The organism is Leisingera sp. XS_AS12 (assembly GCF_041224635.1).
Lineage (GTDB): Bacteria > Pseudomonadota > Alphaproteobacteria > Rhodobacterales > Rhodobacteraceae > Leisingera.
On sequence record NZ_JBGFGM010000104.1, the window covers coordinates 162,305 to 187,174 of the forward strand.

The 24,870-nt window shown below is 65.4% G+C and carries 23 protein-coding genes; 11 read left to right on the forward strand and 12 right to left on the reverse strand.

Going from position 1 to position 24,870, the window contains the following annotated elements; all coding sequences use genetic code 11:
- The gene (locus tag AB9K35_RS13620; RefSeq protein ID WP_369926848.1) at positions 1 to 747 is read left to right on the forward strand and encodes an aspartate/glutamate racemase family protein; all 747 of its coding nucleotides are present in this window, start codon (positions 1 to 3) and stop codon (positions 745 to 747) included.
- A gap of 119 nt (positions 748 to 866) precedes the next feature.
- On the opposite strand, the gene AB9K35_RS13625 is transcribed toward AB9K35_RS13620, so the two are convergent.
- From AB9K35_RS13625 to AB9K35_RS13640, 4 genes are read right to left on the reverse strand one after another with little or no spacing between them, the layout of a single operon-like run.
- A complete protein-coding gene (locus AB9K35_RS13625; protein WP_369926850.1) occupies positions 867 to 1,649 on the reverse strand; it encodes an arginine deiminase family protein in 783 nt (260 codons plus the stop codon).
- Positions 1,650 to 1,652: 3 nt separating this feature from the next.
- Complete coding sequence (locus AB9K35_RS13630) at positions 1,653 to 3,260, reverse strand: 5-guanidino-2-oxopentanoate decarboxylase (protein WP_369926852.1); 1,608 nt, start codon at positions 3,258 to 3,260, stop codon at positions 1,653 to 1,655.
- Positions 3,257 to 4,441, reverse strand: a complete 1,185-nt coding sequence (locus tag AB9K35_RS13635) for a pyridoxal phosphate-dependent aminotransferase (RefSeq protein ID WP_369926854.1) — start codon at positions 4,439 to 4,441, stop codon at positions 3,257 to 3,259. Before AB9K35_RS13635 ends, AB9K35_RS13630 begins: the two co-directional genes overlap by 4 nt.
- Entirely contained in the window at positions 4,438 to 5,103 is a 666-nt protein-coding gene (locus AB9K35_RS13640) for a TetR family transcriptional regulator C-terminal domain-containing protein (RefSeq protein ID WP_222454993.1), read from the reverse strand. Before AB9K35_RS13640 ends, AB9K35_RS13635 begins: the two co-directional genes overlap by 4 nt.
- A 94-nt stretch (positions 5,104 to 5,197) precedes the next feature.
- Here AB9K35_RS13640 and AB9K35_RS13645 point away from each other — a divergent pair, with 94 nt between their 5' ends.
- From AB9K35_RS13645 to AB9K35_RS13680, 8 genes are all read left to right on the forward strand, one after another.
- A complete protein-coding gene (locus tag AB9K35_RS13645) occupies positions 5,198 to 5,995 on the forward strand; it encodes an ABC transporter ATP-binding protein (RefSeq protein ID WP_369926856.1) in 798 nt (265 codons plus the stop codon).
- Positions 5,996 to 6,040: 45 nt separating this feature from the next.
- Complete coding sequence (locus AB9K35_RS13650) at positions 6,041 to 6,805, forward strand: transporter substrate-binding domain-containing protein (protein WP_369926858.1); 765 nt, start codon at positions 6,041 to 6,043, stop codon at positions 6,803 to 6,805.
- A gap of 9 nt (positions 6,806 to 6,814) precedes the next feature.
- Positions 6,815 to 7,561, forward strand: coding sequence for an ABC transporter permease (locus AB9K35_RS13655; RefSeq protein WP_222454996.1), 747 nt, complete (start codon positions 6,815 to 6,817; stop codon positions 7,559 to 7,561).
- Positions 7,558 to 8,319 carry an ABC transporter permease gene (locus AB9K35_RS13660; protein WP_222454997.1) on the forward strand — a complete coding sequence of 254 codons (762 nt, stop codon included), beginning with the start codon at positions 7,558 to 7,560 and terminating at the stop codon, positions 8,317 to 8,319. The genes AB9K35_RS13655 and AB9K35_RS13660 overlap by 4 nt, the downstream gene beginning before the upstream one ends.
- Positions 8,320 to 8,703: 384 nt before the next feature.
- Positions 8,704 to 9,828, forward strand: coding sequence for an extracellular solute-binding protein (locus AB9K35_RS13665; protein ID WP_369926860.1), 1,125 nt, complete (start codon positions 8,704 to 8,706; stop codon positions 9,826 to 9,828).
- 157 nt (positions 9,829 to 9,985) lie between these two features.
- Positions 9,986 to 11,098 carry an ABC transporter ATP-binding protein gene (locus AB9K35_RS13670; protein ID WP_369926862.1) on the forward strand — a complete coding sequence of 371 codons (1,113 nt, stop codon included), beginning with the start codon at positions 9,986 to 9,988 and terminating at the stop codon, positions 11,096 to 11,098.
- Positions 11,099 to 11,111: 13 nt separating this feature from the next.
- Positions 11,112 to 12,032, forward strand: coding sequence for an ABC transporter permease (locus AB9K35_RS13675; RefSeq protein WP_222455000.1), 921 nt, complete (start codon positions 11,112 to 11,114; stop codon positions 12,030 to 12,032).
- Complete coding sequence (locus AB9K35_RS13680) at positions 12,029 to 13,318, forward strand: ABC transporter permease (protein WP_369926864.1); 1,290 nt, start codon at positions 12,029 to 12,031, stop codon at positions 13,316 to 13,318. The genes AB9K35_RS13675 and AB9K35_RS13680 overlap by 4 nt, the downstream gene beginning before the upstream one ends.
- 67 nt (positions 13,319 to 13,385) lie before the next feature.
- Here AB9K35_RS13680 and AB9K35_RS13685 read toward each other — a convergent pair whose 3' ends face one another.
- The 7 genes from AB9K35_RS13685 to lpdA form a co-directional block, all read right to left on the reverse strand.
- Positions 13,386 to 14,390, reverse strand: a complete 1,005-nt coding sequence (locus AB9K35_RS13685) for a helix-turn-helix domain-containing protein (RefSeq protein WP_369926866.1) — start codon at positions 14,388 to 14,390, stop codon at positions 13,386 to 13,388.
- Between the two features lie 95 nt (positions 14,391 to 14,485).
- Entirely contained in the window at positions 14,486 to 17,335 is a 2,850-nt protein-coding gene (gene gcvP / locus AB9K35_RS13690) for an aminomethyl-transferring glycine dehydrogenase (RefSeq protein WP_369926868.1), read from the reverse strand.
- A gap of 116 nt (positions 17,336 to 17,451) precedes the next feature.
- Positions 17,452 to 17,817, reverse strand: a complete 366-nt coding sequence (gene gcvH / locus AB9K35_RS13695) for a glycine cleavage system protein GcvH (protein WP_369926870.1) — start codon at positions 17,815 to 17,817, stop codon at positions 17,452 to 17,454.
- A 22-nt stretch (positions 17,818 to 17,839) separates the two neighbouring features.
- Positions 17,840 to 18,937, reverse strand: a complete 1,098-nt coding sequence (gene gcvT, locus AB9K35_RS13700; RefSeq protein ID WP_369926872.1) for a glycine cleavage system aminomethyltransferase GcvT — start codon at positions 18,935 to 18,937, stop codon at positions 17,840 to 17,842.
- A 62-nt stretch (positions 18,938 to 18,999) separates the two neighbouring features.
- Entirely contained in the window at positions 19,000 to 20,370 is a 1,371-nt protein-coding gene (locus AB9K35_RS13705) for an alanine/glycine:cation symporter family protein (RefSeq protein WP_369926874.1), read from the reverse strand.
- Between the two features lie 25 nt (positions 20,371 to 20,395).
- Positions 20,396 to 21,340, reverse strand: a complete 945-nt coding sequence (gene lipA, locus AB9K35_RS13710; protein ID WP_369926876.1) for a lipoyl synthase — start codon at positions 21,338 to 21,340, stop codon at positions 20,396 to 20,398.
- A 17-nt stretch (positions 21,341 to 21,357) separates the two neighbouring features.
- Positions 21,358 to 22,740 carry a dihydrolipoyl dehydrogenase gene (gene lpdA / locus AB9K35_RS13715; protein ID WP_369926878.1) on the reverse strand — a complete coding sequence of 461 codons (1,383 nt, stop codon included), beginning with the start codon at positions 22,738 to 22,740 and terminating at the stop codon, positions 21,358 to 21,360.
- Positions 22,741 to 22,915: 175 nt separating this feature from the next.
- On the opposite strand from lpdA, the gene AB9K35_RS13720 reads away from it, so the two are divergent.
- Together AB9K35_RS13720 and AB9K35_RS13725 are read left to right on the forward strand one after the other, a co-directional pair.
- Positions 22,916 to 23,530, forward strand: coding sequence for an XRE family transcriptional regulator (locus AB9K35_RS13720; RefSeq protein ID WP_222455009.1), 615 nt, complete (start codon positions 22,916 to 22,918; stop codon positions 23,528 to 23,530).
- Between the two features lie 76 nt (positions 23,531 to 23,606).
- Complete coding sequence (locus AB9K35_RS13725; protein ID WP_369926881.1) at positions 23,607 to 24,260, forward strand: GntR family transcriptional regulator; 654 nt, start codon at positions 23,607 to 23,609, stop codon at positions 24,258 to 24,260.
- Positions 24,261 to 24,320: 60 nt separating this feature from the next.
- Here the strand turns inward: AB9K35_RS13725 and AB9K35_RS13730 are convergent.
- Positions 24,321 to 24,870 (reverse strand): methyl-accepting chemotaxis protein (locus AB9K35_RS13730; protein ID WP_369926883.1); only part of this gene is annotated, 550 nt, incomplete at its 5' end.

A 24,870-nucleotide genomic window follows, 5' to 3' on the forward strand; every position in this document is an offset into this window, starting at 1 on the left:
GTGTCCCATTTCCACTGTGACCTCTCCGATAGCCCGCTGCCGCGACTTGGGGTGCTGGTGCTGGAGAATGATGAAACGCTTGAAGAGGACCTGCGCCGGATCTTCCCGCCGGAGGTCGCGCGCCTCCACGTGAGCCGGGTGCCCTCACGCGCCGAGCTTAATCCCGAGACCCTGCAGGCGATGGAGGCCACCATTCCGGCGGCGGCCGATCTGTTGCCGAAAGCGCCGCGTTATGCTGCGGTTGGATACGGCTGCACCTCGGGCGCGATGATGATTGGGGCGGACCGGGTGCGCGAATTGGTGTCGGAGGCCGCGCCGACGGATAGCGTCACGGAGCCGTTCACCGCAACGCTGAAAGCCCTCGAGGTGACAGGTGTGCGGCGGCTGGGCCTGATCTCTCCCTATATCGAAACCGTGGCGGCGCCGCTGCAGCGGGCCCTGGAGGCGCAGGGGATCGTGGTGCCGCACAGCCTGTCATTCGGCGAGGAGCAGGAGCCGAAGGTCGCCCGCATCTCGCCGCAATCGCTGATGGATGCTGCCGGGGCGATCGCTCGGGAGGGCGATATCGACGGCATCTTCCTGTCCTGCACCAATCTGCGCACGCTGGATATCATTCCCACGTTGGAGGATACCCTGGGCCTTCCGGTGCTCAGCTCAAATCAGACCCTTGCCTGGCATATGGCCACCCTTTCCGGCGTGGTCGGTCAGGCCGTCGGGCCGGGAAGGCTGTGGCGCTTGCGCCCCTAGAGCCTGCCGGGCTGAAAATAACGCCGGTCGCGGCGGGGGCACGCTGGTGCGCGCGGCCCTCTGCGCAAGGGGGCGTGGCGTCCGGCTGATCCCAGCCGGACCCGGGTCGTTTTCGCGCTTCAGAAGCGCAGCGACAGGCAGGACATGCCGCCGTCGAGCAGGGCGCAGTCGGTGTTGTCGATCTCCACGATCTCATACCCTGCCTTGTCCAGCATCTCGGCCGTGCGCGGGAAGCCCGCGGCCATCAGCACCAGATTGTTGAAGCGGATCGCGTTGGCGGCGGCCTCCTCGCCCTCGGCGACGTGGAGAACCCGGTAGCCCTCGAAACAGCCCGAGGCATCGAGGCGCTTGGTGGCCAGAATGGTTTCGGCGTCCATCAGCGAACAGTCGGTCTTGAAATGCAGAACACCGGGGGGCGTGAAGACCTCACGCAAGCTGTGGCCCCATTCGGCGACGATCTCGGCCAGCTCTGCCACGCCGGCGGCATCGGTGCGGTCGGAGCGGCCGACGAGGATTTCGCGGCCGGTGACCAGGATGTCGCCGCCCTCGATATGGCCCGGGCCGGTGATCTCGCGCACATCGTCGTAGCAGGCCCGCAAGGTCGGAGCCATTTCCGCCACTTCGCCCAGCCGCGAGGGTGCTCCGGGGCGCATCAGGATGGCACCCTGCGGCAGGCACAGGGCGGTGTCCTCGACGAACTGCGCGTCGGGAAAGGCCTCCAGCGGCGGCAGTTCGACCACCTCGGCGCCGGTGCTGCGCAGCGCGGTCACATAGGCGGTGTGGGCGGCCAGCATACCTTCGAGGTCCGGATTGCCCATGTCCTCGGCCCGCAGGCCATCGGCGATGCTGGACGCGGGGCGGCGGGTGATGGCGCGGGCGAATTCATAGGAAGGGTTCTGCATGGCTTACTCCTGTCCCGGCGCGGTGGCGGGGATGTCGATTTCCAGAAAGGACGGCGCGTTGAGCGCGCGCGCCCGTGTCAGGGCGGTGGCGATGGCTTCCGGCTCCTGCGGCACGCGCACATGGGCGATGCCGAAGGAGCGCGCGGTGGCGGCAAAATCCGGTGGCGTGGGGTCGCAGCCCACCACCGGCACCTCGACCTCCTCCATGGCGGAGGCGATCTCGCCATAGCCGCGGTTGTTCCAGATCACGAAGGTGACGGGCAGGTTTTCATCCACCGCCGCCATCACTTCCGGCAGGGAGAACTGCGCGCCGCCGTCGCCGGTGATGCAGATCACCGGGCTGTCGGGCGCGGCGATGGCGGCGCCGATGGCAGCCGGAATGCCATAGCCGAGCGCGCCATAGCCGGTGGCGGCATTGAACCAGCCGCCGGGGCGGTCGTGGTCATAGTAGAGGTTGCCGGCATAGATCGGCTGGGTGGAATCGCCCACCATCAGCGCATCCGGCACCGCGTCGCGCATGGCGTTCAGCACCTCGACCTGGCGGCGATAGGCGGGGCCGATTTCCTCGAACGCGGCGGCGCGGGTGGTCTCGGCACGGGTTGCCCCGCCGGTTTCGCGCGGCTGGGCGGGCAAGGCCGAGCGCAGCGCCGCGGCGGCCGCCTGGGCCTGGCCGGGGATGGTCAGCGCCGCGGGATGGCGGGCCAGCTGATGCGGGCAGATGTCGATGCGGATCAGGTTGCGCATCGCCGCCTTCTGGCCGGTGGCATACATGTCGTAGTCGGTCGGCCCCAGCTCGGTGCCGAGCGCCAGCACGCAATCGGCGTCCTCGATCAGCGCGCGCACGGCTTTGAGGCTGGGGCTGGCGGGCACCGACAGTGCATGGCCGTGCATCAGCCCGCGGGCGTTGACGGTCTGCACCACCGGCGCGTCCAGATGCTCGGCCAGCGCGCGCAGCTCGGCGCTGGCGTTTTTGGCACCGCCACCGGCGAGGATCACCACGCGGTCCGCCTGCGCCAGCTGGCTGGCGGCGCGGGCAATCAGTTCCGGGTCCGGGGGTGGCGGGGTGCAGCTTTCGGCCGTGGTGGCGCCGGCGTCCGCGGCGGCACCCGCCACATCCAGCGGGATTTGCACGTGGGTCGGGCCGGGGCGACCGATGGCAAACGGCGCAAAGGCGGCGGTGAGCGCGTCATCCAGCTCGGCCGGGCGGGCGACATGCTGCGAGGTCAGCGCCACGGTCCTGGCCAGCGCGTGCTGGTCCGGCAGCTCATGCAGGTGGCCGTGCTGGAGGCCGAGCGTTGCGCTGGCGTTGACGCCGGAGACCACCAGCATCGGCACGGAATCGGCGCGTGCCTGGGCCATGGCGGTCAGCGTGTTGGTGAGGCCGGGGCCGGTGATGACAAAGGCCACGCCCGGCCGTCCGCAGGCGCGCGCATAGCCATCGGCCATGAAGCCCGCGCCCTGCTCGTGGCGCGGCGTGACATGGCGGATGCCCGAGTCCGCAAGCCCGCGGTAGAGCTCCACCGTGTGCACGCCGGGGATGCCGAAGACGCAGTCCACGCCGCGCGATTTCAGACGGGTGACCAGTGCCTGGCCGACGGTTTCCGTGGTCATGCGACGCTCCGTTTGTTGCGGGCTGCGTGGGCGGTGATCCGGTCGAGCGCCGTGGTGAAATCCGCATCATCTATGGTGAGCGCGACCCGCACCCAGTCGCGCAGGCCGTCACCAAAGGCGGAGCCGGGCATCACCGCAACCCCGTGGTCCAGCAGGTCCCAGGCATAGGTCTCGCCGTCCATGCCGGTGGCGGAGACGTCGATGAGGGCGAACATGCCGGCCTCGGGGCGGTGGACGCGCAGCGCGGTCTCGGCGTGCAGGCGCTGCGCCAGCAGGTTCGCGCGGGCGGCAAAGCGGGCGGCCATGCCCGCAGCCACGGGGGAGCCGTCGCGAATCGCCTTTTCGGTCATGTCCGCGATGAAGGGCTGGTTGCCGAACAGCATGGTTTCCGAAACCGGCAGCAGGGCGGTGCAGAAGTCCGCGGGCCCGACGCACCAGCCGCTGCGAAAGCCCGGCGCGGCGTGGGATTTCGAGATCGAGGAGACCGCGATCACCCGGTCGGCCAGCGCCGGGTCGGACAGCGGCGAGACAAAGTCGGAGCCGTCGAAGATCAGGTGCTCGTAGACCTCGTCCGAGATGATCCACAGATCGTGCTGCAGCGCCAGCTGGCCGATCTCCTGCAGATCCCGGGCCGTCAGGATGGCGCCGGTGGGATTGTGCGGGGTGGTCAGCAGGATGGCGCGGCTGCGCGGGGTGAGGCGGGCGGCGATGTCGCTGGCCTGAATGCGAAAACCCGCCTCCGGGCGCAGCGGCAGCGGCACCATGTCGGCGCCGGATGCGCGCACCACGCCCTCGTAGGTGGCATACATCGGATCACCCACCAGCACCTCGTCGCCGGCCTCGGCCACGCCTTGCAGCACGGCATAAAGCGCGGTCTGGGTGCCCGGAAAGCACAGGATGTTGTCCGCGCTGAAGGCGCGGCCGCGGCTGGCGCTGTAGGTCTCCGCCAGGGCGGCGCGCAGGCCAGCCTCGCCGCGGCCATCGGAATAGCCGGTGCGCCCGGCCTGCATCGCCTGGATGGCGGTGGCGACCAGCTCCTCCGGGGTCTGCACATCCGGTTCGCCGATGGTCATTTCCACCACGTCGGCACCGGATTCGGCCAGTTGCCGGGCTTTCAGATGCACCTCCCATTTGCCGCCGCCGAGACCGGCCAGGCGCTTGGTGACTGCTGTCAGTTTCATGGCTGTTCCGCCTCTTGTTCCAGATCCAATCCGATGATGGCGGCAACCGATTGCCGCCCGATGTCTGCCAGTTCCCCGGCTGCGAATGCGTCGGGCAGGGCACCGCCTTCGAGCCACAGCCCGTCGATCACCGCGTTGCAGGCGATGGCCAGGCGGCGCTGGCGGGCCGGGTCCGCGTGTCGGCCTGCCTCGGCCAGGGCGGCGGCAATCAGCCCCTGCAGATGGTCGCGGAAATAGGCGTAGGTGCGCTCGTGCGTCGCCTTCATCTGCGGGTCCTGCTGCACCTTGTTCAGGAAGCTGGCCCAGAGCGCGATGGCGCGCGGATCCACCACTGGCGGCGTCAGCGAGGCGTTGACGAAGGCGATCAGCCGCTGGCGCGCGCTGTCGGTCCGCGCGGCATCGTCGGGCAGGGCGCTGGCGGGGGCCATGGTCTGATCGGTCATCGCCGTCATGTGGTGCTCATAGGCGGCGGTGATCAGCTCTTCCTTGGAACTGAAATAATGCCGGATCAGCCCCTGGGTGACATTGGCGCGCTCGGCGATGGCGCGCACGGTGGCACCGCGGACGCCGTTTTCCGCCACCAGGTCGAGGGTGGCGAGAATCAGCGCCTGCTTCCGCGCCTCGGCGGATTCGCGTTTGAATTTGCGGCGCTCGTCGGTCACCTCGGCTCCTGTTTTGGCTGTGAGGAAATTATACACTTGAATAATTACGCGAGTCGCGGCTTACTGCAATCGGAAAATTCAGGAAGACGCATCAATGGACACAGCCACAGCAGACGCCGCCAGCCCGGAGATCGATACGTGCCCCGAGGCGATCCGGGTTGCCGGGCTGCACAAGTCGTTCGGCGATCTGGAGGTTCTGAAGGGGGTGTCGCTGACGGCGCGGCAGGGCGATGTGGTGGCGATCATCGGCGGCTCGGGCTCGGGCAAGTCGACGATGCTGCGCTGCATCAATTTCCTCGAGACGCCGAGCGCCGGGCAGATCGTCATCGGCGGCGAGGAGGTCGCGATGCGGCCCGATGGCAGCCCGGCGAACCAGAAGCAGATCGAGCGCATCCGCACCCGGCTGGCGATGGTGTTCCAGCAGTTCAACCTGTGGACCCACCGCACCCTGCTGGAAAACGTGATCGAGGTGCCGGTGCATGTGCTGAAGACACCGCGGGCCGAGGCCGAGGCCCGCGCCCGCCAATTGCTGGAGCGGGTCGGGCTGGCGGGGCGCGAGGACACCTATCCCGCCTATCTGTCCGGCGGCCAGCAGCAGCGCGCGGCGATTGCGCGGGCGCTGGCGGTGGACCCGTCGGCGATGCTGTTCGACGAGCCGACCTCGGCGCTGGACCCGGAGCTGGTGGGCGAGGTGCTGACGGTGATCCGCGATCTGGCCGCCGAGGGGCGCACCATGCTGCTGGTCACCCACGAGATGAAATTCGCCCGCGAGGTCGCGAACCACGTGGTTTACCTTTACCAGGGCCGCATCGAAGAGCAGGGACCGCCTGCCGAGGTCTTTGGCAATCCGCAGTCAGAGCGGCTGAAGCAGTTCCTGAGTTCGGTCGCCTGACACACCCCCACCGCAACGCAAATAAAAACCAACTGGGAGAATGACATGAAACTGACATCACTGCTTGCCGCTGCCACCGCAGCCTCGGCGCTGTTCGCCGGTGCCGCCGTGGCCGAACAGGTCAAGATCGGCATCGCCGCTGAGCCCTATCCGCCGTTTGCGGCGCCCGACAGCTCCGGCAACTGGAGCGGCTGGGAGGTCGAGATCATCGATGCGGTCTGCGCCGCGGCGGAGCTGGACTGCGTCATCACCCCGGTGGCCTGGGACGGCATCATCCCGTCGCTGACCGGCCAGCAGATCGACGCCATCATGGCCTCGATGTCGATCACCGAGGAGCGGATGAAGACGATCGATTTCACCGATCCCTATTACAACACCCCGGCGGTGATCGTGGCGGACAAGTCGATGGACATCGAACCCACCCCGGAGTCGCTGGCGGGCAAGATTCTGGGCATCCAGGCCTCGACCACCCACCAGGCCTATGCGCAGGCGCATTTCGGTGACGCCGAGCTGAAGGTCTACCAAACCCAGGACGAGGCCAACCAGGACCTGGTTGCAGGCCGCATCGATGCGACCCAGGCGGACAGCATCGCGATGGCGGATTTCGTGAACTCCGACACCGGCGGCTGCTGCGAGATCAAGGGCGCGGTGGCGGATGATCCGGCCATCCTGGGGCGCGGCGTGGGCGCAGGCGTGCGCAAGGGCGACGATGATCTGCGCGAGGCGCTTAACAAGGGCATCGCGGCCATCCTGGCCGACGGCACCCACGAGAAGATCACCGCCAAATACTTCACCACCAGCATCTACTAAGGCGCTGACGTGACCGGACTGCTTGAACTATTGGGCCTTGGCGCCAGCGCAGAGCTGCTGTCGCTGTCAGGCTGGGGCGGCAACCTTCTGCGGGGGCTTGTCAATTCCTTGCAGATCGCCTTTGGCGCCTTTGGCATGGGGCTGGTGATCGGGCTGTTCGGAGCCTATGGCAAACTCTACGGCGGGAAGGTCACGCGTGATCTTCTCGCCATCTACACCACGGTGATCCGGGCGGTGCCGGAACTGGTGCTGATCCTGATCCTCTATTACGTGGGCAGCGATATCATCAACAAGATCTCCGCCGCGATGGGCGGCGGCCGGGTCGAGATCAACGGCGTTGCGGCCGGCATCTGGGTGCTGGGCGTGGTGCAGGGGGCCTATGCCACCGAAGTGCTGCGCGGCGCCATCAAGGCGGTGCCGACGGGCCAGATCGAGGCGGCGAAATCCTATGGCATGCCCGCCTTCATGATCATGCGCCGGGTGACGATCCCGGCGATGATGAGCTTTGCCGTGCCGGGGCTGGCGAACCTGTGGCTGATCGCCACCAAGGACACCGCGCTGTTGGCGGTGGTCGGCTTCAACGAGCTGACGCTGGAGACCCGGCAGGCGGCCAGCAGCACGCGGGCCTATTTCACCTTTTTCCTTGCGGCAGGCGCGCTCTACCTGATGGTGACGCTGTGTTCCGGTGTGGTCTTTGCCCGGATCGAAAAATGGGCGCGCCGCGGCCAGCCCTCGCTGAAAGGGGGCACGGCATGACCAGTGTGAAGGCGCTGATGCAGCCGCACCGCATCGTGATGATGCTGATTTTTGCCGCACTTGTGGTCTGGTGCGCGCTGTCGCTGCGCTGGGACTGGATCCCGCAGTATGCACCGCTGGCGCTGGAGGGGCTGTGGACCACCATCTGGATCCTGGCGGTGTCGACCTTCCTCGGCTTTCTGCTGGCGGTGCCGCTGGGCCTCGCCCAGGCCATCGGCCCCTGGTACCTGTCGATCCCGGCGCGCACCTTCTGCACCATCATCCGCGGCACGCCGCTGCTGCTGCAGATCTGGCTGCTGTATTACGGGCTGGGCTCCCTGTTTCCGCAGTTCCCCTGGATCCGCGGGTCCGAGCTGTGGCCCTATCTGCGGCAGGCCTGGCCCTATGCGGTGCTGGCGCTGACGCTGTCCTATGCGGGCTATGAGGGCGAGGTGATGCGCGGTGCCTTCTCCGGCGTGGCCAAGGGCCAGCTGGAGGCGGCCAAGTCCTTTGGCATGCCGCGTTTCACCATGTTCCGCCGGATCTGGCTGCCGCAGGCGGTGCGCAACGTGCTGCCGACGCTGGGCGGCGAGACGATCCTGCAGCTGAAGGCCACACCGCTGGTGGCGACGATCACGGTGGTGGACATCTATGCCGTGTCCTCGCGGGTGCGATCGGACACCTTCATCGTCTATGAGCCGCTCTTGCTGCTGGCCCTGGTCTACCTTGTCATTGCCGGTCTGATCGCCCTCGCGTTCCGCCGGTTCGAGCAGGGCTGAGCCGACACGGCGGCGAAACGGGGGCCTGGTCGTCGGCTGCGCCACCCCCGGTGCGGCCCGTCCTGCGGGCGGGCGTCGCGCGGCGGTCTGACGAAATCTTCATCCCTATGGGCAACCAAACCGGCGTGCAGGCCGGTAGGGCGTTGACGCCCTGCGTCGGCAGGCGCAGACTGCTGACACAGTAAGGAATTATCCGAGCCAGCCCGAAATGTTTGCGAAAATTTTGCAAAGCCCTCTGAAACTGGCACCATGTTTTGAAATGTTTCTGGTCAACTGGCCTTATCGGTTTCTGAAACTGTCACTGTCGGTGAAAGACCGGCAACCGCAAGCTTCTGCAACAAACAACAAGAATAACAAAAATCGATCCATAGGGAGTATTTGGATATGACGATCAAAAGTACACTTTCCCGCCGCGCGGTGTTGAAGACCGCGGGTGCTGCGGCACTGGCGGCCCCCTTGTATTCCAAGAGCGCGCTGGCCTCGTCGGGCGAGATCAACATCCTGATGTGGTCGGACTATCTGCCGCCGGAGTTCATTTCCGGCTTTGAATCCGAGACCGGCATCAAGGTGAACTACACCGGCATCGGCTCGAACGAGGAAATCATCAACAAGATGAAGGCCACCAAGGGCCAGGGCTTTGACATCGTCTCGCCGACCAACAACCGCTCGCTGCAGTGGGGGCCGCTGGAACTGCTGAAGCCGTTCGACATGAACAAGGTCAACATCGACGCGGTGAACCCGGCGATGGCCAAGATCGGCACCGACGCCTGGAACTTTGACGGCGCAGGCGTGCATTGGCTGCCGCATATCTGGGGCACCGAGGGCATCGCCTACCGCACCGACAAGTGGCTGCCCGCTGGGGATGCGCCCTCCTACGGCGACGTCTGGTCGGAAGAAAACGCCGGCAAGACCATGGGCCGGGCGCATTCGATGATGCTGGGTGCGGGCCTGTTCATGGAAGCCTCGGGCGAGATGGAACCGGGGTCGATCTGGGCCGCCTACGAGGACGAGGAAACCATGCGCAAGGTCTGGGGCCAGGTCACCGACTGGTGCGTGGCGCGCAAGGACCGGATCAAGCTGATCTGGAACGATGCCGACACCCAGAAGAACGGTCTGCTGAACGAAGGCGTGGTGGTCGGCCAGACCTGGGACGGCCCGCCGCTGGCGCTGAAGTCCGCGGGTGAGCCGGTGCACTACCAGGCGCCGGTCGAGGGCGCGATGGCCTGGGTCGACGGGATTTCGATGCCGGTCGGCGCCAAGAACGAAGAGCAGGTCTATGCCTTCCTCGACTATGCCTACCGCAAGGAGCCCGCGGGCAAGGCAATCGACAGCCACGGCTACAACTCGCCGGTGCTGGGTGCGGACACCTACTCGGGCGATATCTACAAGAAGAACTTTGCCGAGGCCTATCCGGGCAACTCGCTGGCCAATCTGAACCCCTGGCCGGCCGAAGCGCCCTGGTATGCCGATGTGCGCACCGAGTTCGTCAACAAGTTCAAGAGCGCCTGATCGCAAGCGCCAGACGTGCAGCTGGTCCCCGTCCACGGGTGGGGGCCAGTCGTGCCGCGACGGCGCGGTACATTCAATCAACAGCTAGGGGACGCAGGACATGCGGCAACCGGTGGTGCGCCACCGGGCGGTGTTTTGCACCCAGGGGAGAAGCCAAATGAGTGCAGGGGTCGGCGTTGATCTCGAAAACCTCTGGATCCGCTTCGGTGACTTTGTCGCCGTGCGAGATGCCAATGTACACATCAAGGGGGGCGATTTCTTTTCGTTCCTCGGGCCGTCAGGCTGTGGCAAGACCACCATCTTGCGGGCGGTTTCCGGCTTTCTGGACCCCAGCGAGGGGCGGGTGCTGATCGGCGGCAACGATATGAAGGGCATTGGCCCCAACAAGCGCCCGACCGCGCTGATCTTCCAGAACCTGGCGCTGTTTCCGCTGATGAAGGTCTGGGAGAACATCACCTTCTCGATGGAGATCAAGGGCGCCTCCGCGCGCGAGCGGCGCAAGCGGGCGGATGAGCTGCTGGACATGATCGCGCTGCCGGGGCAGGGCGACAAGCTGCCCTCGGAACTGTCGGGCGGCCAGCGCCAGCGGGTGGCAATCGCGCGGGCGCTTTGCGCGGAACCTGACGTGCTGCTTCTGGATGAACCGCTGTCGGCGCTGGACCTGAAGCTGCGCCAGCACATGCGCACCGAGCTGCGTGAAATTCAGCAACGGGTCGGCATTACCTTCATCTACATCACCCACGACCAGGGCGAGGCGCTGACCATGTCCGACAGCATCGCGGTGATGAAGGCGGGGGTGATCGACCAGATTGCCGATGGCAAGACCATCTACAACGACCCGGCCACCGCCTTTGCCGCGTCTTTCGTGGGCGAAAACAACGTGTTCCGGGGCCGCGTCAAGCAGATCATGGGCAATGAGGCGCTGATCGAGACGAACCGTTCCGGCACCCTGCTGGCGCGGATTTCCACCGCCAACCAGGGGCGGATGAAGGCAGGCGACGAAGCGATGATGTTCATCCGCCCGGAAGCGCTTGCGCTGGCAGGCGAGGGGGCGGCGGGGAGCAACATCGTCTCGGCCCGGGTCAACCACGAGGAGTTCGAGGGCAACGTTTTCAACATCTTCATGGAAGGTGACGGCGGCAAGGAGCTGAAGGTCTCGATCCCCAATGTGGGGCAGTCCTTTGACGATCACACCGGACAGAACATCACCCTGCAATACGCCACGGAAAACGCCGTTGTCGTGCCCGCGGGTGAGCTGGCCGCGGAATGAGGGGGCGCACGCCATGCCAGTCTTCCTGAAGGAATTCTTCAAGCGCAACGGCACCGGCATGGGCAGCCTGATGCTGGCCTTGGTCCTGTTCTGGACCATCGGCCTGATCATCCTGCCGCAGTTGTCGATGCTCGACTTTTCGTTCCGGCCCAACCTGCCGCCGCCGGAGATCGGCGGCCCCAAGGATGTCTACACGCTGGAGAACTACAAGTACCTGATCTATGGCCCCGAAGGCGGCAGCCAGGATTACAACGCGGTCGACCTCAAGGTGTTCTTCCGCACGCTGGTGGCGGCGGTCTGCGTCACCATCTTCAACCTGATCCTGTGCTACCCGATCGCCTATTACCTGGCGCAGACCAAGGGCAACCACATCCGCATCTTCGCGCTGATGCTGATCATCCCCTACTGGATCAACGAGATCCTGCGCGCCTTTGCCCTGCGCATCATCTTCGGCGAGACCGGGGTGCTGAACAACGCGCTGGTCGGCCTGGGCATCTTCGATACGCCCTTTGATTTCATCCGCAATGACATCGCGCTCTATGCGGGTCTGGGATATGCCTACATCCTGTTGATGATCTTCCCGATCTACAACGTGATCGAGAGCCTCGATCGCAATCAGATCGAGGCGGCGCGGGACATGGGCGCAAGCTGGGTGAAGATCCACCAGCGGGTGGTCATCCCTTACGCCAAGCCGGGGATCTCCTCGGGCTGTACCATGGTGTTCATGCTGTCGGCGGGCGCGCTGGCGGCGCCGCAGATCCTCGGCGGTCCGTCGTCGCTGTGGTTCACGCAGCTGATCTACCAGCAGTTCAATGACAACTCCGACTGGCCGCAGGGCGCGGCCTATGCGGTGGTGCTGCTGGTGACCTGTATTCTGCTGGTGCTGGCGGTCATGCGGCTGTTCAAGGTGAACATGGGAGACATCGGCAAATGAAGAACCTGTCTTTCACACGGATCAGCATCTGGATCTACCTGGCGGTGTTCTTTGCCTACCTGCTGGGGCCGCTGATCATCATGTCGGCGACCGCCTTCAACTCGCCCTCCTTCCCGCGGATGACCCCTTGGGAATGCCTGACCTTCGAGTGGTTCTCGGCGCTGTTTCAGGACGAACGTATCCTGAACGGCATCTGGAACTCGATCCTGGTGGGCGCGGGCACGGTGGTGCTGTCGGTGGCGATGGGGCTGGCGGGTGCGCTGATGCTGACCCAGATCTGGCCCAAGCTGCGCGCCACCTATTACACCATCATCATCGCGCCGATCCTGATCCCGGGCGTGGTCATCGGCATCTCGACGCTGGTGTTCTGGGACCGGATCAACCGGATGCTGGGGCTGGGCGCCGACAGTTTCCTGTCGAACGGTCTGTTCCTGACGGTGATCGGCCAGTCCACCTTCATCGCCAGCTACTGCATGCTGGTGCTGGTGGCGCGGCTGCAGCGCTATGATGTCGCGCTGACCGAGGCGGCGCTAGACCTGGGCGCGACCCATGCGCAGGCGTTCCGCAAGGTGCTGCTGCCGTTCATGCGGCCCGCGATTGCCTCGGCGGCGGTGCTGGCGTTCCTGGCAAGCTTCGAGAACTACAACACCACCACCTTCACCTTCGGGGAATACCCGACGCTGACCATCGAGCTGGCGCAGAAGGTGCGCTATGGCATCACGCCTGCGATCTCGGCCCTGGCCTTCATCATCGTGGTGCTGACGGTCTTTGCGGCGCTGGCCAACGAGGCCTCGATCCGCCGCAAGGAACTGGTCGCGATGGCGCGCAAGAAGGCCACGGTGGAGGAACTGGAAAGCGGCAAGCTGCGGCTGCCGGGCTTTCTCAGCTCCAATTCCGCGGCGGTGGCGCTGGTGGTGGTTGCCTGTGCCACGGTGGCGGTGGCCGGCACGGCGGCGGTCTACAGCCCGCAGCAGTGCATTGCAGAGGTGCAGGAGCAGAAGCGGCTGGAGACGGAACAGCGCATCCAGGAACTGCGCCGCCAGCGCGAGTTGCGTCGTCAGGAACAGCAGCAACAGCAGGGCGAGACCGCCCCGCAGGCGCAGCCCTCCGGCAACAACTCGGGCTTTGGCGGTGTGTTCAACCCCGGCAACCTGTCCGGCGACAGCAGCAGCGGCGAGGACGCCAGCCCGGCAGAGGAGCCGCCCGCGGGCAACAACTCGGGGTTCGGGGGCGTGTTCAATCCCGGCAACCTGTCTGGCGGCGATGGCGGGGGATCGGACAACTGATCCAGATGCCCGGCTCACGGCAAAGGCGGTCCCTCGGGGCCGCCTTTTTTTGGTCATACGGGAACTGTCAGGCCAGCGAGCGCTGCGGCTCGCGTTCGGCGTAGTATTGCTTGCGGAAGGCCTGCGGGCTGGTCTTGTATTCGCGCTTGAACCATTCGGTCAGATTGCTGCGCGAGCCGAAGCCGGTGGCAGCGACGATTTCGGTCAGCGGCAGGCTGGTGTGCAGCAGCAGCTGGCGGGCCTTTTCGATGCGCAGCTTGCGGTAGGCCGCCAAGGGGCTGGTCCGGGTCTTTTCCTGAAAGCGTCGTTCCAGCTTGCGGGGGGAGACGCCCGCCTGGCTGGCGATGTCGCGGATCAGCAGCGGTTCTTCGATGTTGCGCTGCATCAGCTCGAGGATCTTGACGATCAGCGCATCGCCACCGGCGGCCTGTCGCAGCTGCAGCGAGACGCGGGAGTGATCGGCGGTCGGTCCCAGCGCGAGGCCGAGGTAGTCGCAGACCGCATCGGCGATGAAGGCGCCGCGGTCTTCACGCAGGTAGGTGGTCAGCAGGCGCAGGGCGGCAAAGCTGCTGATGGCGGTACTGATCCGGTCCGATACGGTTGTCAGCGTGCCGGCCGGGGCGCAGGGCAGGTCTTCCTCCTTGGCCGCGGCGGCGAAATTGGCGTGCACGGCGGTCTCGTACCGTGTGTTCAGGCCGGTTTCGGGCAACAGGAAGATGGCGCTGCCGGCAAACAGGCAGCGCGGGGTCTGGCGGCAGATCCTTTGCAGGCTGGCCTTTTCGCCGCTGTTCAGGGTCCAGCGGGTGGAAATGCCGCCAAGGAAGATGGCGGTTCGCGGCTTCCAGCCGTCGGGGGCCGAGCGCATCTGGGTGGCAAGGTCGCGCACATGGGTGCGATAGGGCGCGCCGGGGAACAGGTCGTTGGCGGCGCGGAAGACCTCGCAAATCATCTGCGCGGCGGCCTGGGATTCCTGGCGCGGCAGAATGATTTCGACATTATGGAAACGGGCAGCGGGGGTTGCCGGGCTGGCGGACTGCGGAACTGGCATGGTCAGCGGTTCGAGACGGGACATCATTCTCTCCTCTGAGCGGGTCATGCGTGGGGACTGTCCCGCCGGAGCGACCGGCGGGACAGGGGAGCCGGGGGGATGCCCCCCGGCCAAAGGCATCAGCCTTCTTCGTAGTCCGACATCGGCGGGCAGGTGCAGACCAGGTGACGGTCGCCATAGGCGTTGTCGACCCGGTTCACGGCCGGCCAGTACTTGTCGACGCCGAGGTTGCCCGGCGGGAAGCAGGCCTGCTCGCGGCTGTAGGGACGGTCCCAGTCGCCCACCAGGTCACGCACCGTGTGCGGCGCGTGTTTCAGCGGGTTGTTCTCGGGATCGATCTTGCCGTCGATGATGTCCTGCGCCTCCGCACGGATCGACAGCATGGCGTCGCAGAAGCGGTCCAGTTCGTCCTTGGGTTCGGATTCGGTCGGCTCCACCATCAGGGTGCCCGCCACCGGCCAGGACATGGTCGGGGCGTGGAAGCCGGAATCGACCAGGCGCTTGGCCACATCGTCCACGGTCACGCCGCCCTCGTCGTTCAGCGGGCGGGTGTCGAGGATGCATTCATGCGCCACGCGACCCGTCTCCGAAGTGTAGAGGATCTTGTAGGCATCCTTCAGGCGCGCCGCGATGTAGTTGGCGTTCAGGATCGCCACCTTGGTCGCCTGGGTCAGACCCGCGCCACCCATCAGCAGGCAGTAGGCCCAGCTGACCGGCAGGATCGAGGGGGACCCGAAGGGCGCCGCCGAGACCGGACCAACGGCGGTGCCGTATTCCGGGTGACCCGGCAGGTGTTCGGCCAGGTGCGCCTTGACGCCGATCGGACCCATGCCGGGGCCGCCACCGCCGTGCGGAATGCAGAAGGTCTTGTGCAGGTTCAGGTGGCTGACGTCGCCGCCAATGTCACCCGGACGTGCCAGACCCACCATGGCGTTCATGTTGGCGCCGTCGATGTAGACCTGGCCACCATGTTCGTGGGTGATGTCACAGACTCCCTGCACGGTGGTTTCGAACACGCCGTGGGTGGAGGGGTAGGTGATCATGCAAGCGGCGAGATTGTCGCTGTGCTGTTCGGCCTTGGCACGGAAATCGGCGACGTCGATGTTGCCTTTCTCGTCCGCTTTGACCGGGATCACCTTGTAGCCCACCATCTGCGCGGTGGCCGGGTTGGTGCCATGCGCGGAGGTCGGGATCAGGCAGACGTTGCGGTGCCCCTGGCCATTCGCCGCGTGGTAGTTGCGGATGGTCATCAGGCCCGCGTATTCGCCCTGCGCACCGGAGTTCGGCTGCTGGGAGATCGCGTCGTAGCCGGTGATCTGGCAGAGCTTGTCGTTCAGATCGGCGATCATCTGGTGGTAGCCCTGCGCCTGGTCTTCCGGGCAGAAGGGGTGCAGGTTGGAGAACTCCGGCCAGGTGACCGGGATCATCTCGATGGTCGCGTTCAGCTTCATGGTGCAGGAGCCGAGCGGGATCATCGCGCGGTCCAGCGCCAGGTCGCGGTCGGCCAGACGGCGCATGTAGCGGGTCATCTCGGCCTCGGCCCGGTTCTTGTGGAAGATCGGGTGGGTCAGATAGGGCGTCTCGCGCAGCGCGTAGTCCGGCAGGCGGTACTGCTTGTTCGAGCTGTCGTCCTTCTTGTCGATGCCGAAGGCCCCCCAGACCGCTTCGATGGTCTCGGCGCGGGTCTGTTCATCCAGCGAGATGCCGACGCGGGTTTCGCCAACCTTGCGCAGGTTGATGCCGCGGGCAACAGCCGCTTCCATGACGGTTTTCTGCAGCGGGCCGACCTCGACGGTGATGGTGTCGAAGAAGACTTCCGGCTCGACCTTGAAGCCATGCTCCTCCAGCCCGGCGGCAAGGCGCGAGGTCTTGCGGTGCACCGACTGGGCGATCGCCTTGATGCCGTCGGGGCCGTGGTAGACCGCGTACATCGAGGCCATCACGGCCAGCAGCGCCTGTGCGGTACAGACGTTGGAGTTGGCCTTCTCGCGGCGGATGTGCTGCTCGCGGGTCTGCAGCGCCAGGCGATAGGCCTTGTTGCCACGGGCATCGACCGAGACACCGATGATGCGGCCGGGCATGGCGCGCTTCAGCTTGTCGGTGGTTGCCATGTAGGCCGCGTGCGGGCCACCGTAGCCCATCGGCACGCCGAACCGCTGGGTCGAACCGACGGCGATGTCGGCGCCCATTTCGCCGGGCGATTTCAGCAGCGCCAGCGCGAGGATGTCGGCGGCGACAACGGCAATGCCCTTGTGCTCGTGGATGGCTTCGATTTCCTTGGTGAAATCGCGCACGTGGCCGTAGGTGCCGGGATACTGGAAGATCGCGCCAAAGACCGCGCCGGGGTCCAGATCGTCGGGATCGGCGACCACCACGTCGATGCCCAGAGGCTCGGCGCGGGTCTGGATCACCGCAATCGTCTGCGGGTGGCAGTTCTTGTCGACGAAGAAGGCGGCGTTGTTCGCCTTGGAGCGCGATCCGCGGTGCGCCATGGCCATGGCTTCGGCGGCGGCGGTGGCTTCGTCCAGCAGCGAGGCGTTGGCGATGTCCAGGCCGGTCAGATCGCTGACCATGGTCTGGTAGTTCAAGAGCGCCTCAAGACGGCCCTGGGAAATTTCCGGCTGATAGGGGGTGTAGGCGGTGTACCAGGCCGGGTTTTCCAGGATGTTGCGCAGGATCGGCGCCGGGGTGGTGGTGCCGTAGTAGCCCTGACCGATCAGCGAGGTCAGCACCTTGTTCTTGGAGGCGACCTCTTTCATGTGGAACAGCGCATCGCGTTCGGTCATCGCCGGACCCCAGTCCAGCGGCTCTTTCTGGCGGATGGCGGGCGGCACGGTGGCGTCGATCAGCTCATCCAGCGTCTTGAAGCCGATGACCTGCAGCATGTCGGCCATCTCCCGCGGGGAGGGGCCGATGTGACGCCGGTTGGCGAAGTCATAGGCTTCGTAATCGGTAAGTTTGAAGGCCATTTACAGCGCTCCTTTGAAAACGGTCACCTCCGGCCGGGCTTCGGAGTGCCTCCGGCGGGAGTATTTTGGGCAAGGTGAAAGCGCGGGGCCGGTCAGCGCGGCCCCGCAGGCCGGGATCAGCCGATCAGCGCCTTGTAGCCGTCCAGGTCCATCAGCTCTTCCAGCTGGGAGGCGTCGGCGATCTTGATCTTGTAGATCCAGGCGTCGCCCTCGGGGGCTTCGTTCAGCGCGCCGGGGTTGTCGGCCAGGGCGTCGTTGACTTCGACCACTTCGCCGTTCAACGGCGCGTAGATCTCGGACGCGGCCTTCACGGATTCGATGACGCCGATCTCGTCGCCCTTTTCGAACTCGTCGCCGGCTTCGCGCTGCTCGACGAAGACAACCTCGCCCAGCTGGTCGGCGGCGTGCTGGGTGATGCCCAGGGTTGCCACGTCACCCTCGACGGTGATCCATTCGTGCTCTTCAGAGTAATAGGTGGCCATGTTCGACTCTCCTGATGTGGTCTTAGCGTTTGTAGTTCTGGGTGACGAAGGGCAGCGCAACGATTTCGGCGGGCTGCGCCTTGCCACGGATGATGAGGTTTACCTTGGTCCCAGCCGCGCTGTGCTCGGTCGCGACGTAGCCCATGGCAACCGGACCACCAACCGTGGGGCCAAAGCTGCCCGAGGTGATGGCGCCGATGTTGTCGCCCTCGAGCGTCTGCACCTCGACCCCCTGGCGGGCGGGGGCGCGGCCTTCGGGCTTGATGCCGACCAGCTTTTTGGCGGCGCCTTCGGCCAGTTCCTTCTGGATGCGGGCGGCACCGGGGAAGCCACCTTCTTCCTTGCGGCGTTTCTGCATCGCCCAGCCCAGCGAGGCCTCCACCGGGGAGGTCGACTGGTCGATGTCGTTGCCATAGAGGCAGAGACCTGCCTCCAGACGCAAGCTGTCACGCGCGCCCAGGCCTGCAGGTTCACAGTCGTCATGGGCCAGGAACAGCTTGGAAATGCGAATGGCGTCGGCTTCGGGGATCGAGATCTCGTAGCCGTCTTCGCCGGTGTAGCCGAGACGCGAGATGCGGCACTCGACGCCGTCGATTTCGGCCACGGTGGTTTCCATGAACTTCAGCTCACGGGCGGCGGGGCAGAGGCTGCCGACAACCTCCTCGGCGCTGGGGCCCTGGACGGCGACCAGGGCGCGGTCGAAGATCTCGGTCACTTCGACGCCGTCGAGGTTGGCCTGCATGTGCGGGATGTCCTGGTGGCGCAGGGCGGCATTCACCACGACAAAGTAATGGTCACCGGCGTTGGAGACGATCAGGTCGTCCATGATGCCGCCATCGTCATTGGTGAAGAAACCGTAGCGTGCCTTGCCTTCCTTGAGGGTGGCAAAGGCCTGCGGGCAGAGCGTTTCCAGCTTCTCGCCCACGTTGTCGCCGCGCAGGATCACCTGGCCCATGTGGGAGACGTCAAACAGCGCAGCCTTCTCGCGGCACTGCTTGTGCTCACCCATGATGCCCATGGGGTACTGGACCGGCATCTCCCAGCCGGCGAAGTCGACCATCTTGCCGCCAAGTTCGACGTGCAGGTCATAAAGCGGGGTGCGTTTGGGTGCGTCGGTCATCCTGTGCAGCCTTTGAATTGGTGTAGGTGGGGGGAGGGCGCAGGCTGCGCCCTCCGCGTGTTTTATTCGGCCGCGCGGCCGGCTTCTTCGGAGCGCCCGCCGGTGGCAAAGAACTCTTTCGTCAGCTTGAAGACGATCGGGCTCAGCAGCGCCAGGGCGATCAGGTTCGGGATCGCCATCATCGCGTTCAGCGTATCCGCCAGCAGCCAGATGAAGCCGAGGTCAGCGGTGGCGCCGAAGTAGATCGCGACGATCCACAGGATGCGGTAGGGCATCAGCACCTTGGCGCCCAGCAGGTAGCCGACGCATTTCTCGCCATAGTAGGACCAGCCGAGGATGGTGGTGAAGGCAAAGATCGACAGCGCGATGGCGATCAGGTAGCCGCCGAAGCCCGGGAGCGAGGTCTCAAACGCCAGCGAGGTCAGGGCCGCGCCGCTTTCGCCCGAGGTCCAGGCGCCGGAGGCGATGATCGCCAGGCCGGTGATCGAGCAGACGATGATGGTGTCGATGAAGGTGCCCAGCATCGCGATCAGGCCCTGGTTGACCGGACCTTTGGTTTCCGCCGCCGCGTGGGCGATCGGGGCCGAGCCGAGGCCTGCCTCGTTCGAGAACACGCCGCGCGCCACACCAAAGCGGATCGCCGCCCAGACTGCCGCACCGGCAAAGCCGCCTTCGGCTGCCGACGGGGTGAAGGCATAAGTAAAGACCATCGCAAAGGCGTCGCCGATGGCATCCGCATTGATGATCAGCACGATCAGACCCGCGACGATGTAGCTGACGGCCATGAAGGGCACCAGCTTGCCGGCCACCGCACCGATGCGGGTGATGCCGCCGAGGATCACGGCGCCGGTCAGCACCATCAGCACGATGCCGGTGATCGACGGGTTGAAGCCAAAGTTGGTCTCCAGCACCTGTGCAACGCCATTGGCCTGCACGCCGTTGCCGATGCCAAAGGCGGCAATCGCGCCGAACAGGGCAAAGGCAAAGCCCAGCCAAGCCCATTTCTTGCCGAGGCCGTTCTTGATGTAATACATCGGGCCGCCGACGAAGTTTCCGGCCTCGTCACGCTCGCGGAATTTCACCGCGCAGACCGCTTCCGAATACTTGGTGGCCATGCCGACCAGCGCGGTCATCCACATCCAGAACAGGGCACCGGGGCCGCCAAGGAACACGGCGGTGGCCACGCCTGCGATGTTACCGGTGCCGATGGTGGCCGACAGGGCGGTCATCAGCGCGTTGAACGGGCTGATCTGCCCTTCGCCGCTGCCTTCGCGGCCCTTGAACAACAGGCCAAAGCCCATTCCCAGTTTCAGGATCGGCATGAACTTCAGGCCAACCTGAAGGAAAAAGCCGACACCCAGGATCAGAACCAGCATCGCCGGCCCCCATACGATCCCATTTATCCAGCCAACTGCTGTATTTAACGCTTCCATGGGTCTCCTCCCGCTTGCGTTAAAGTTAAATGCCCTGCTTCAAGGCCGTCTGTCGGGCCTGTTTCAGGGCGGCAAAATCTTCATCCGCGTGGAACGACGACCGGGTCAACGGAGTGGCTGATACATGCAGAAACCCCTTGGCTCGGGCGATCTGTTCCAGTTGGGCGAATTCATCGGGTTCCCAGAAGCGATCAATTGGATGATGCTTCGGGGTGGGCTGCAAATACTGCCCTACGGTCAGGAAGTCGACCTGCGCCGCGCGCAAATCGTCCATAACCTGTCGCACATCGTCCAGGGTCTCTCCCAAACCCACCATGATGCCCGATTTCGTGAACAATTGCGGGTTGGCGCGCTTGGCGTCATCCAGCAGCCGCAGCGAGGTATAATACCGTGCGCCGGGCCGTACGCGCGGGTAGAGGCGCGGTACGGTTTCGAGATTGTGGTTGAACACATCCGGGGCCGCGTCGAACACCGCCTGTGCCGCGTCGCCCTTGCCCAGGAAATCCGGGGTCAGCACCTCGATCGTGGTCTCGGGGTTCTGGTGGCGGGTGGCACGGATGGTCTGGGCGATATGTTCGGCGCCGCCGTCCTCCAGGTCATCGCGATCGACGGAGGTGATCACGACGTGGCGCAGGCCCAGCTTCTTGACCGCGGCGGCAACCCGGCCCGGTTCAAACGCATCCAGCGTGTCCGGCTTGCCCGTGGTCACGTTGCAGAAGGCGCAGCCGCGGGTGCAGACCTCGCCCATGATCATCATGGTGGCGTGACGCTTGGACCAGCATTCGCCGATGTTGGGGCAGGCGGCCTCTTCGCAGACCGTCGCCAGATCGTGTTCGCGCATCAGTTTGCGGGTTTCGTAATACTCCGCGCTTTCGATCTTTTTCTTGCGGATCCACTTGGGCTTGCGCGGGATCGCGCTGTCGGCCTTGTGGGCTTTTTCCGGGTGGCGGGGACGCAGCTGGATGGTCATCTGGCGGGCCTTTCGGATCAGGCGTGGATGGCGCGGCCAAGCGCGTCGAGGCAGGCTTCCTTCACGGCTTCACCCAAGGCGGGATGGGCATGGCAGGTCTGCGCAACCTCGGCGAGCGTAGCATCTTTGGTCATGGCAAGCACCAGTTCGGCGATCAGGTCGCCCGCGTGGGCCCCGCAGATATGGGCACCAAGAATGCGGCCGTCGGGGCGGGCCAGCACCTTGACCGCGCCGTCGGTCTCGCCGGTTGCGCGGGCGCGGGAGTTGGCCATGAAGGCAAATTTGCCGCTGATGTATTCGGTCCCGGCCTCTTTCAGGGCCTCCTCGGTCAACCCGACCGAGGCGACCTCTGGGTCGGTGTAGACCACGCCGGGCACCTTGCCGTAGTCGACATGGGCCGACTGGCCCGCCAGCATTTCGACGCAGGCGACGCCGTCTTCCTCGGCCTTGTGGGCCAGCATCGGGCCGGGCACGCAGTCGCCGATGGCATAGACGCCGGGAACCGAGGTCGAGAAGCGTTCGTCCACCTCGATGAAACCGCGGGCATTGATCGAGACACCCAGCTCCTCCAGCCCCAGGCCGCGGGTGACCGGGCGGCGGCCAATGGCAACCAGCACCTTGTCCGCCTCGATCAGCTCTTCCTTGTCCTTGCCGACACGCTCGACGGTCAGGGTCAGGCCGGTCTCGCCTTTTTCGACGGTCTTGAGGGCACGTCCCAGCTGGAATTTCAGGCCCCGCTTGGCGAGGGCGCGCTGGGACAGCTTGGCGATCTCGCCGTCGATGCCGGGCAGGATGCGGTCGAGGTACTCGATCACGGTGACCTTGGCGCCGAGCCGCGACCAGACCTGGCCCAGTTCCAGCCCGATCACACCGGCGCCGATCACCACCAGATGTTGTGGCACCTCTTCCAGCGCCAGCGCGCCGGTGCTGCTGAGCACGTCTTGTTCGTCGATGTCGACGCCGGGCAGCGGCGTCGGTTCGGAACCGGTCGCGATCAGGATGTTCCTGGCGGTGTAGCTTTGTTCACCCACGCGTACCTGGCCGGGCGCGGGGATGCTGGCCCAGCCTTCGATCAGGTCCACGCCGTTCTTCTTGAACAGGAAACCGATGCCCTTGGTCAGATCCGCAACGGTCTTGTCCTTGCGTGCCATCATCGCGCCGAGGTCGAGGCTGGCGCCTTCGACCGCGATGCCATGGGCGGCGAGACCAGCCAGCGCGGCATATTTCGAAGAGGAGGTGAGCAGTGCCTTGGACGGGATGCAGCCCACGTTCAGGCAGGTGCCGCCAAGGGCGCCGCGGCCTTCGACACAGGCCACCGAGAGGCCCAGTTGCGCCGCCCGGATGGCTGCGACATAACCGCCCGGACCGCCTCCGATCACGATCAGATCATAAGTGCTCATAAGGGGCCTCCTCCTTGTTTCGGTCCAGGACCGGCACGTATGCGGCTGTATACGACGCTGCGTGTTCCCTATAGGAAACTTTTTCCCTGATGCAAACAAAAAGTAACGTCAGGGAAATTTTGACCGCAAAATGCTTCAGGGCTAAGCTGTTTGCGAAACAGGAGAATTTATACCTATGGAACCGATTTCCTTAGATGAAACAGGGCTGGGGCCCGAGGCGGCCGAGGCGCCGGACGGGGAAATCCTGGGGAAAATGATTCGGGATGCCCGCAAGGAAAAGGGTCTGACGCTGGAAGAAGCGGCCAAGGCGGCCGCCATCGGACGCTCGACCCTGTCCAAGATCGAGAACAACCAGACCCGTCCCAGCTTCGAGATCATCCGTCGCCTGATGCAGACATTGGAGCTGGAAACGCCACAGCTGTTTGTCCAGTCAGGGCAGAGCGGGGTGACGGGGCGGCGCGACTTCACGCCCTCGGGCAGTGGTGAACACAAGAAGACCTCGACCTACGACCATGAGCTGTTGTGCAGTGATCTGACCAGCAAGCGCATGGTGCCTTACATCAGCACCATTAAGGCGCGGGATGTGACCGAGTTCGACAACTGGGTGCGGCACCAGGGCGAGGAGTTCATGTTCGTGCTGAGCGGGGAAGTCATTCTATATACGGAACACTACCGGCCCCTGCGGATGGGGCCGGGGGATTCTGTCTATTATGACAGCGGCATGGGACATGGCTGCGTCTCCACCAGCGTCGAGGACGCGCGCGTGCTCTGGGTGTCGCTGGAGGGCTGACGGCAGTGCAAGGCGCTTTCCCGGACGGACTGCATGGCCTAAAGCATTTCCTGTTCCACAAGAAAAAGGAAATGCGATGAAACTGGACCCGGTGGATATTTCCGGCGCATCTTCCGCCGCCGCGGGCGTGTTCGAGGCGTTGCGCCTGGCGATCATCGAGGGGCGCCTGGCCGAGGGCGAACCGCTGCGCCAGGACGAGATCGCGCGCCATTTCAAGACCAGCCGCCTGCCGGTCCGCGAGGCGATCAACCGGCTGGAGGAACACGGCCTGGTCAAGACACAGCGCTTCAAGGGTGCGGTTGTGGCGGGACTGTCGGCAGACGAGGCGGCGGAGATCTTCGATTTCCGCGCCCTGCTGGAGCCGGAAATCATCCGCGATGCGGTGCCGCGGATGGATGCGGCGCTGCTGGCGCAGGCGAGGGCGGACTACGCCGCCTTCGATGCCTCCGCCAATCCGAGGGAATGGGGTCTGTTGAACCGGACCTTTCACGACGGTCTCTACAGTGCCAGCAGGCTGGCCTACTTCCGCGAGGCCGCCAGCAGTGCGATGGACCGGATCGACCGCTATATCCGTGCCCAGTTGGTGCTGAGCGATGGCATGCAGCGCGCCCGGTGCGAGCACCTGACCATTCTGGAAGCTTGTGAGGCGGGAGATGCCCAGCAGGCGTCGGAACTGACACGGGCCCATATCCTGGCGGCCAAGAACTCGTTGCTGGCGCATTTCCCGTAACCAGCCGCGGGCTGGCCGCGCCCCCTTGATCCGGGGGCGCGTTCGCCCGGCAGGGTCAGGTCAGAAGTCCTGCCATTTTCCCGCCCCCGTGGTGCCGGTTGCCAGCGGCAGGTCTTCGGTGGGCTGCTCGTCCTGCCAGGGATCAACCTCGGCCCCGGTGGCTGTCGGCGTCTCGGGCTCCAGGCTGTGCATGGCAAAGGACGCGGGCGTGCCCTGGCCGGAAATGGTGAAATGCGCGACCAGCTCAGCCAGTTTGGTGGCATCGCTGTTGAGCATATGCCCGGCCGCGGTGGCCTGTTCGACCATCGCCGCGTTCTGCTGGGTCACCTGGTCCAGCTGGGTGACGCCGGTGTTGATCTCATGCAGGCCGGTGGATTGCTCCGCCGCACCCTCGGCGATGCCGGAGACCAGCTGCGAGATATGGGTCACCTGCGACACGATGCTCTGCAGCGCCTCGCCCGCCTTGCCAACCAGATCCACGCCGCGCTCGACCTGCTTGGAGCTGTCGGAGATCAGCGTCTTGATCTCCATCGCCGCCTCGGACGAGCGCTGCGCCAGCGCCCGCACCTCGCTTGCGACCACCGCAAAGCCCTTGCCGGCCTCGCCCGCC

Coding starts and splice junctions, on each gene's coding strand:
- lpdA (WP_369926878.1), bottom strand. CDS start 22,740: ATGAGCACTTATGATCTGATCGTGATCGGAGGCGGTCCGGGCGGTTAT.
- lipA (WP_369926876.1), bottom strand. CDS start 21,340: ATGACCATCCAGCTGCGTCCCCGCCACCCGGAAAAAGCCCACAAGGCC.
- AB9K35_RS13685 (WP_369926866.1), bottom strand. CDS start 14,390: ATGTCCCGTCTCGAACCGCTGACCATGCCAGTTCCGCAGTCCGCCAGC.
- AB9K35_RS13705 (WP_369926874.1), bottom strand. CDS start 20,370: ATGGAAGCGTTAAATACAGCAGTTGGCTGGATAAATGGGATCGTATGG.
- AB9K35_RS13675 (WP_222455000.1), top strand. CDS start 11,112: ATGCCAGTCTTCCTGAAGGAATTCTTCAAGCGCAACGGCACCGGCATG.
- AB9K35_RS13665 (WP_369926860.1), top strand. CDS start 8,704: ATGACGATCAAAAGTACACTTTCCCGCCGCGCGGTGTTGAAGACCGCG.
- gcvT (WP_369926872.1), bottom strand. CDS start 18,937: ATGACCGACGCACCCAAACGCACCCCGCTTTATGACCTGCACGTCGAA.
- AB9K35_RS13645 (WP_369926856.1), top strand. CDS start 5,198: ATGGACACAGCCACAGCAGACGCCGCCAGCCCGGAGATCGATACGTGC.
- AB9K35_RS13660 (WP_222454997.1), top strand. CDS start 7,558: ATGACCAGTGTGAAGGCGCTGATGCAGCCGCACCGCATCGTGATGATG.
- AB9K35_RS13680 (WP_369926864.1), top strand. CDS start 12,029: ATGAAGAACCTGTCTTTCACACGGATCAGCATCTGGATCTACCTGGCG.
- AB9K35_RS13670 (WP_369926862.1), top strand. CDS start 9,986: ATGAGTGCAGGGGTCGGCGTTGATCTCGAAAACCTCTGGATCCGCTTC.
- gcvH (WP_369926870.1), bottom strand. CDS start 17,817: ATGGCCACCTATTACTCTGAAGAGCACGAATGGATCACCGTCGAGGGT.
- AB9K35_RS13635 (WP_369926854.1), bottom strand. CDS start 4,441: ATGAAACTGACAGCAGTCACCAAGCGCCTGGCCGGTCTCGGCGGCGGC.
- gcvP (WP_369926868.1), bottom strand. CDS start 17,335: ATGGCCTTCAAACTTACCGATTACGAAGCCTATGACTTCGCCAACCGG.
- AB9K35_RS13650 (WP_369926858.1), top strand. CDS start 6,041: ATGAAACTGACATCACTGCTTGCCGCTGCCACCGCAGCCTCGGCGCTG.
- AB9K35_RS13630 (WP_369926852.1), bottom strand. CDS start 3,260: ATGACCACGGAAACCGTCGGCCAGGCACTGGTCACCCGTCTGAAATCG.
- AB9K35_RS13720 (WP_222455009.1), top strand. CDS start 22,916: ATGGAACCGATTTCCTTAGATGAAACAGGGCTGGGGCCCGAGGCGGCC.
- AB9K35_RS13625 (WP_369926850.1), bottom strand. CDS start 1,649: ATGCAGAACCCTTCCTATGAATTCGCCCGCGCCATCACCCGCCGCCCC.
- AB9K35_RS13725 (WP_369926881.1), top strand. CDS start 23,607: ATGAAACTGGACCCGGTGGATATTTCCGGCGCATCTTCCGCCGCCGCG.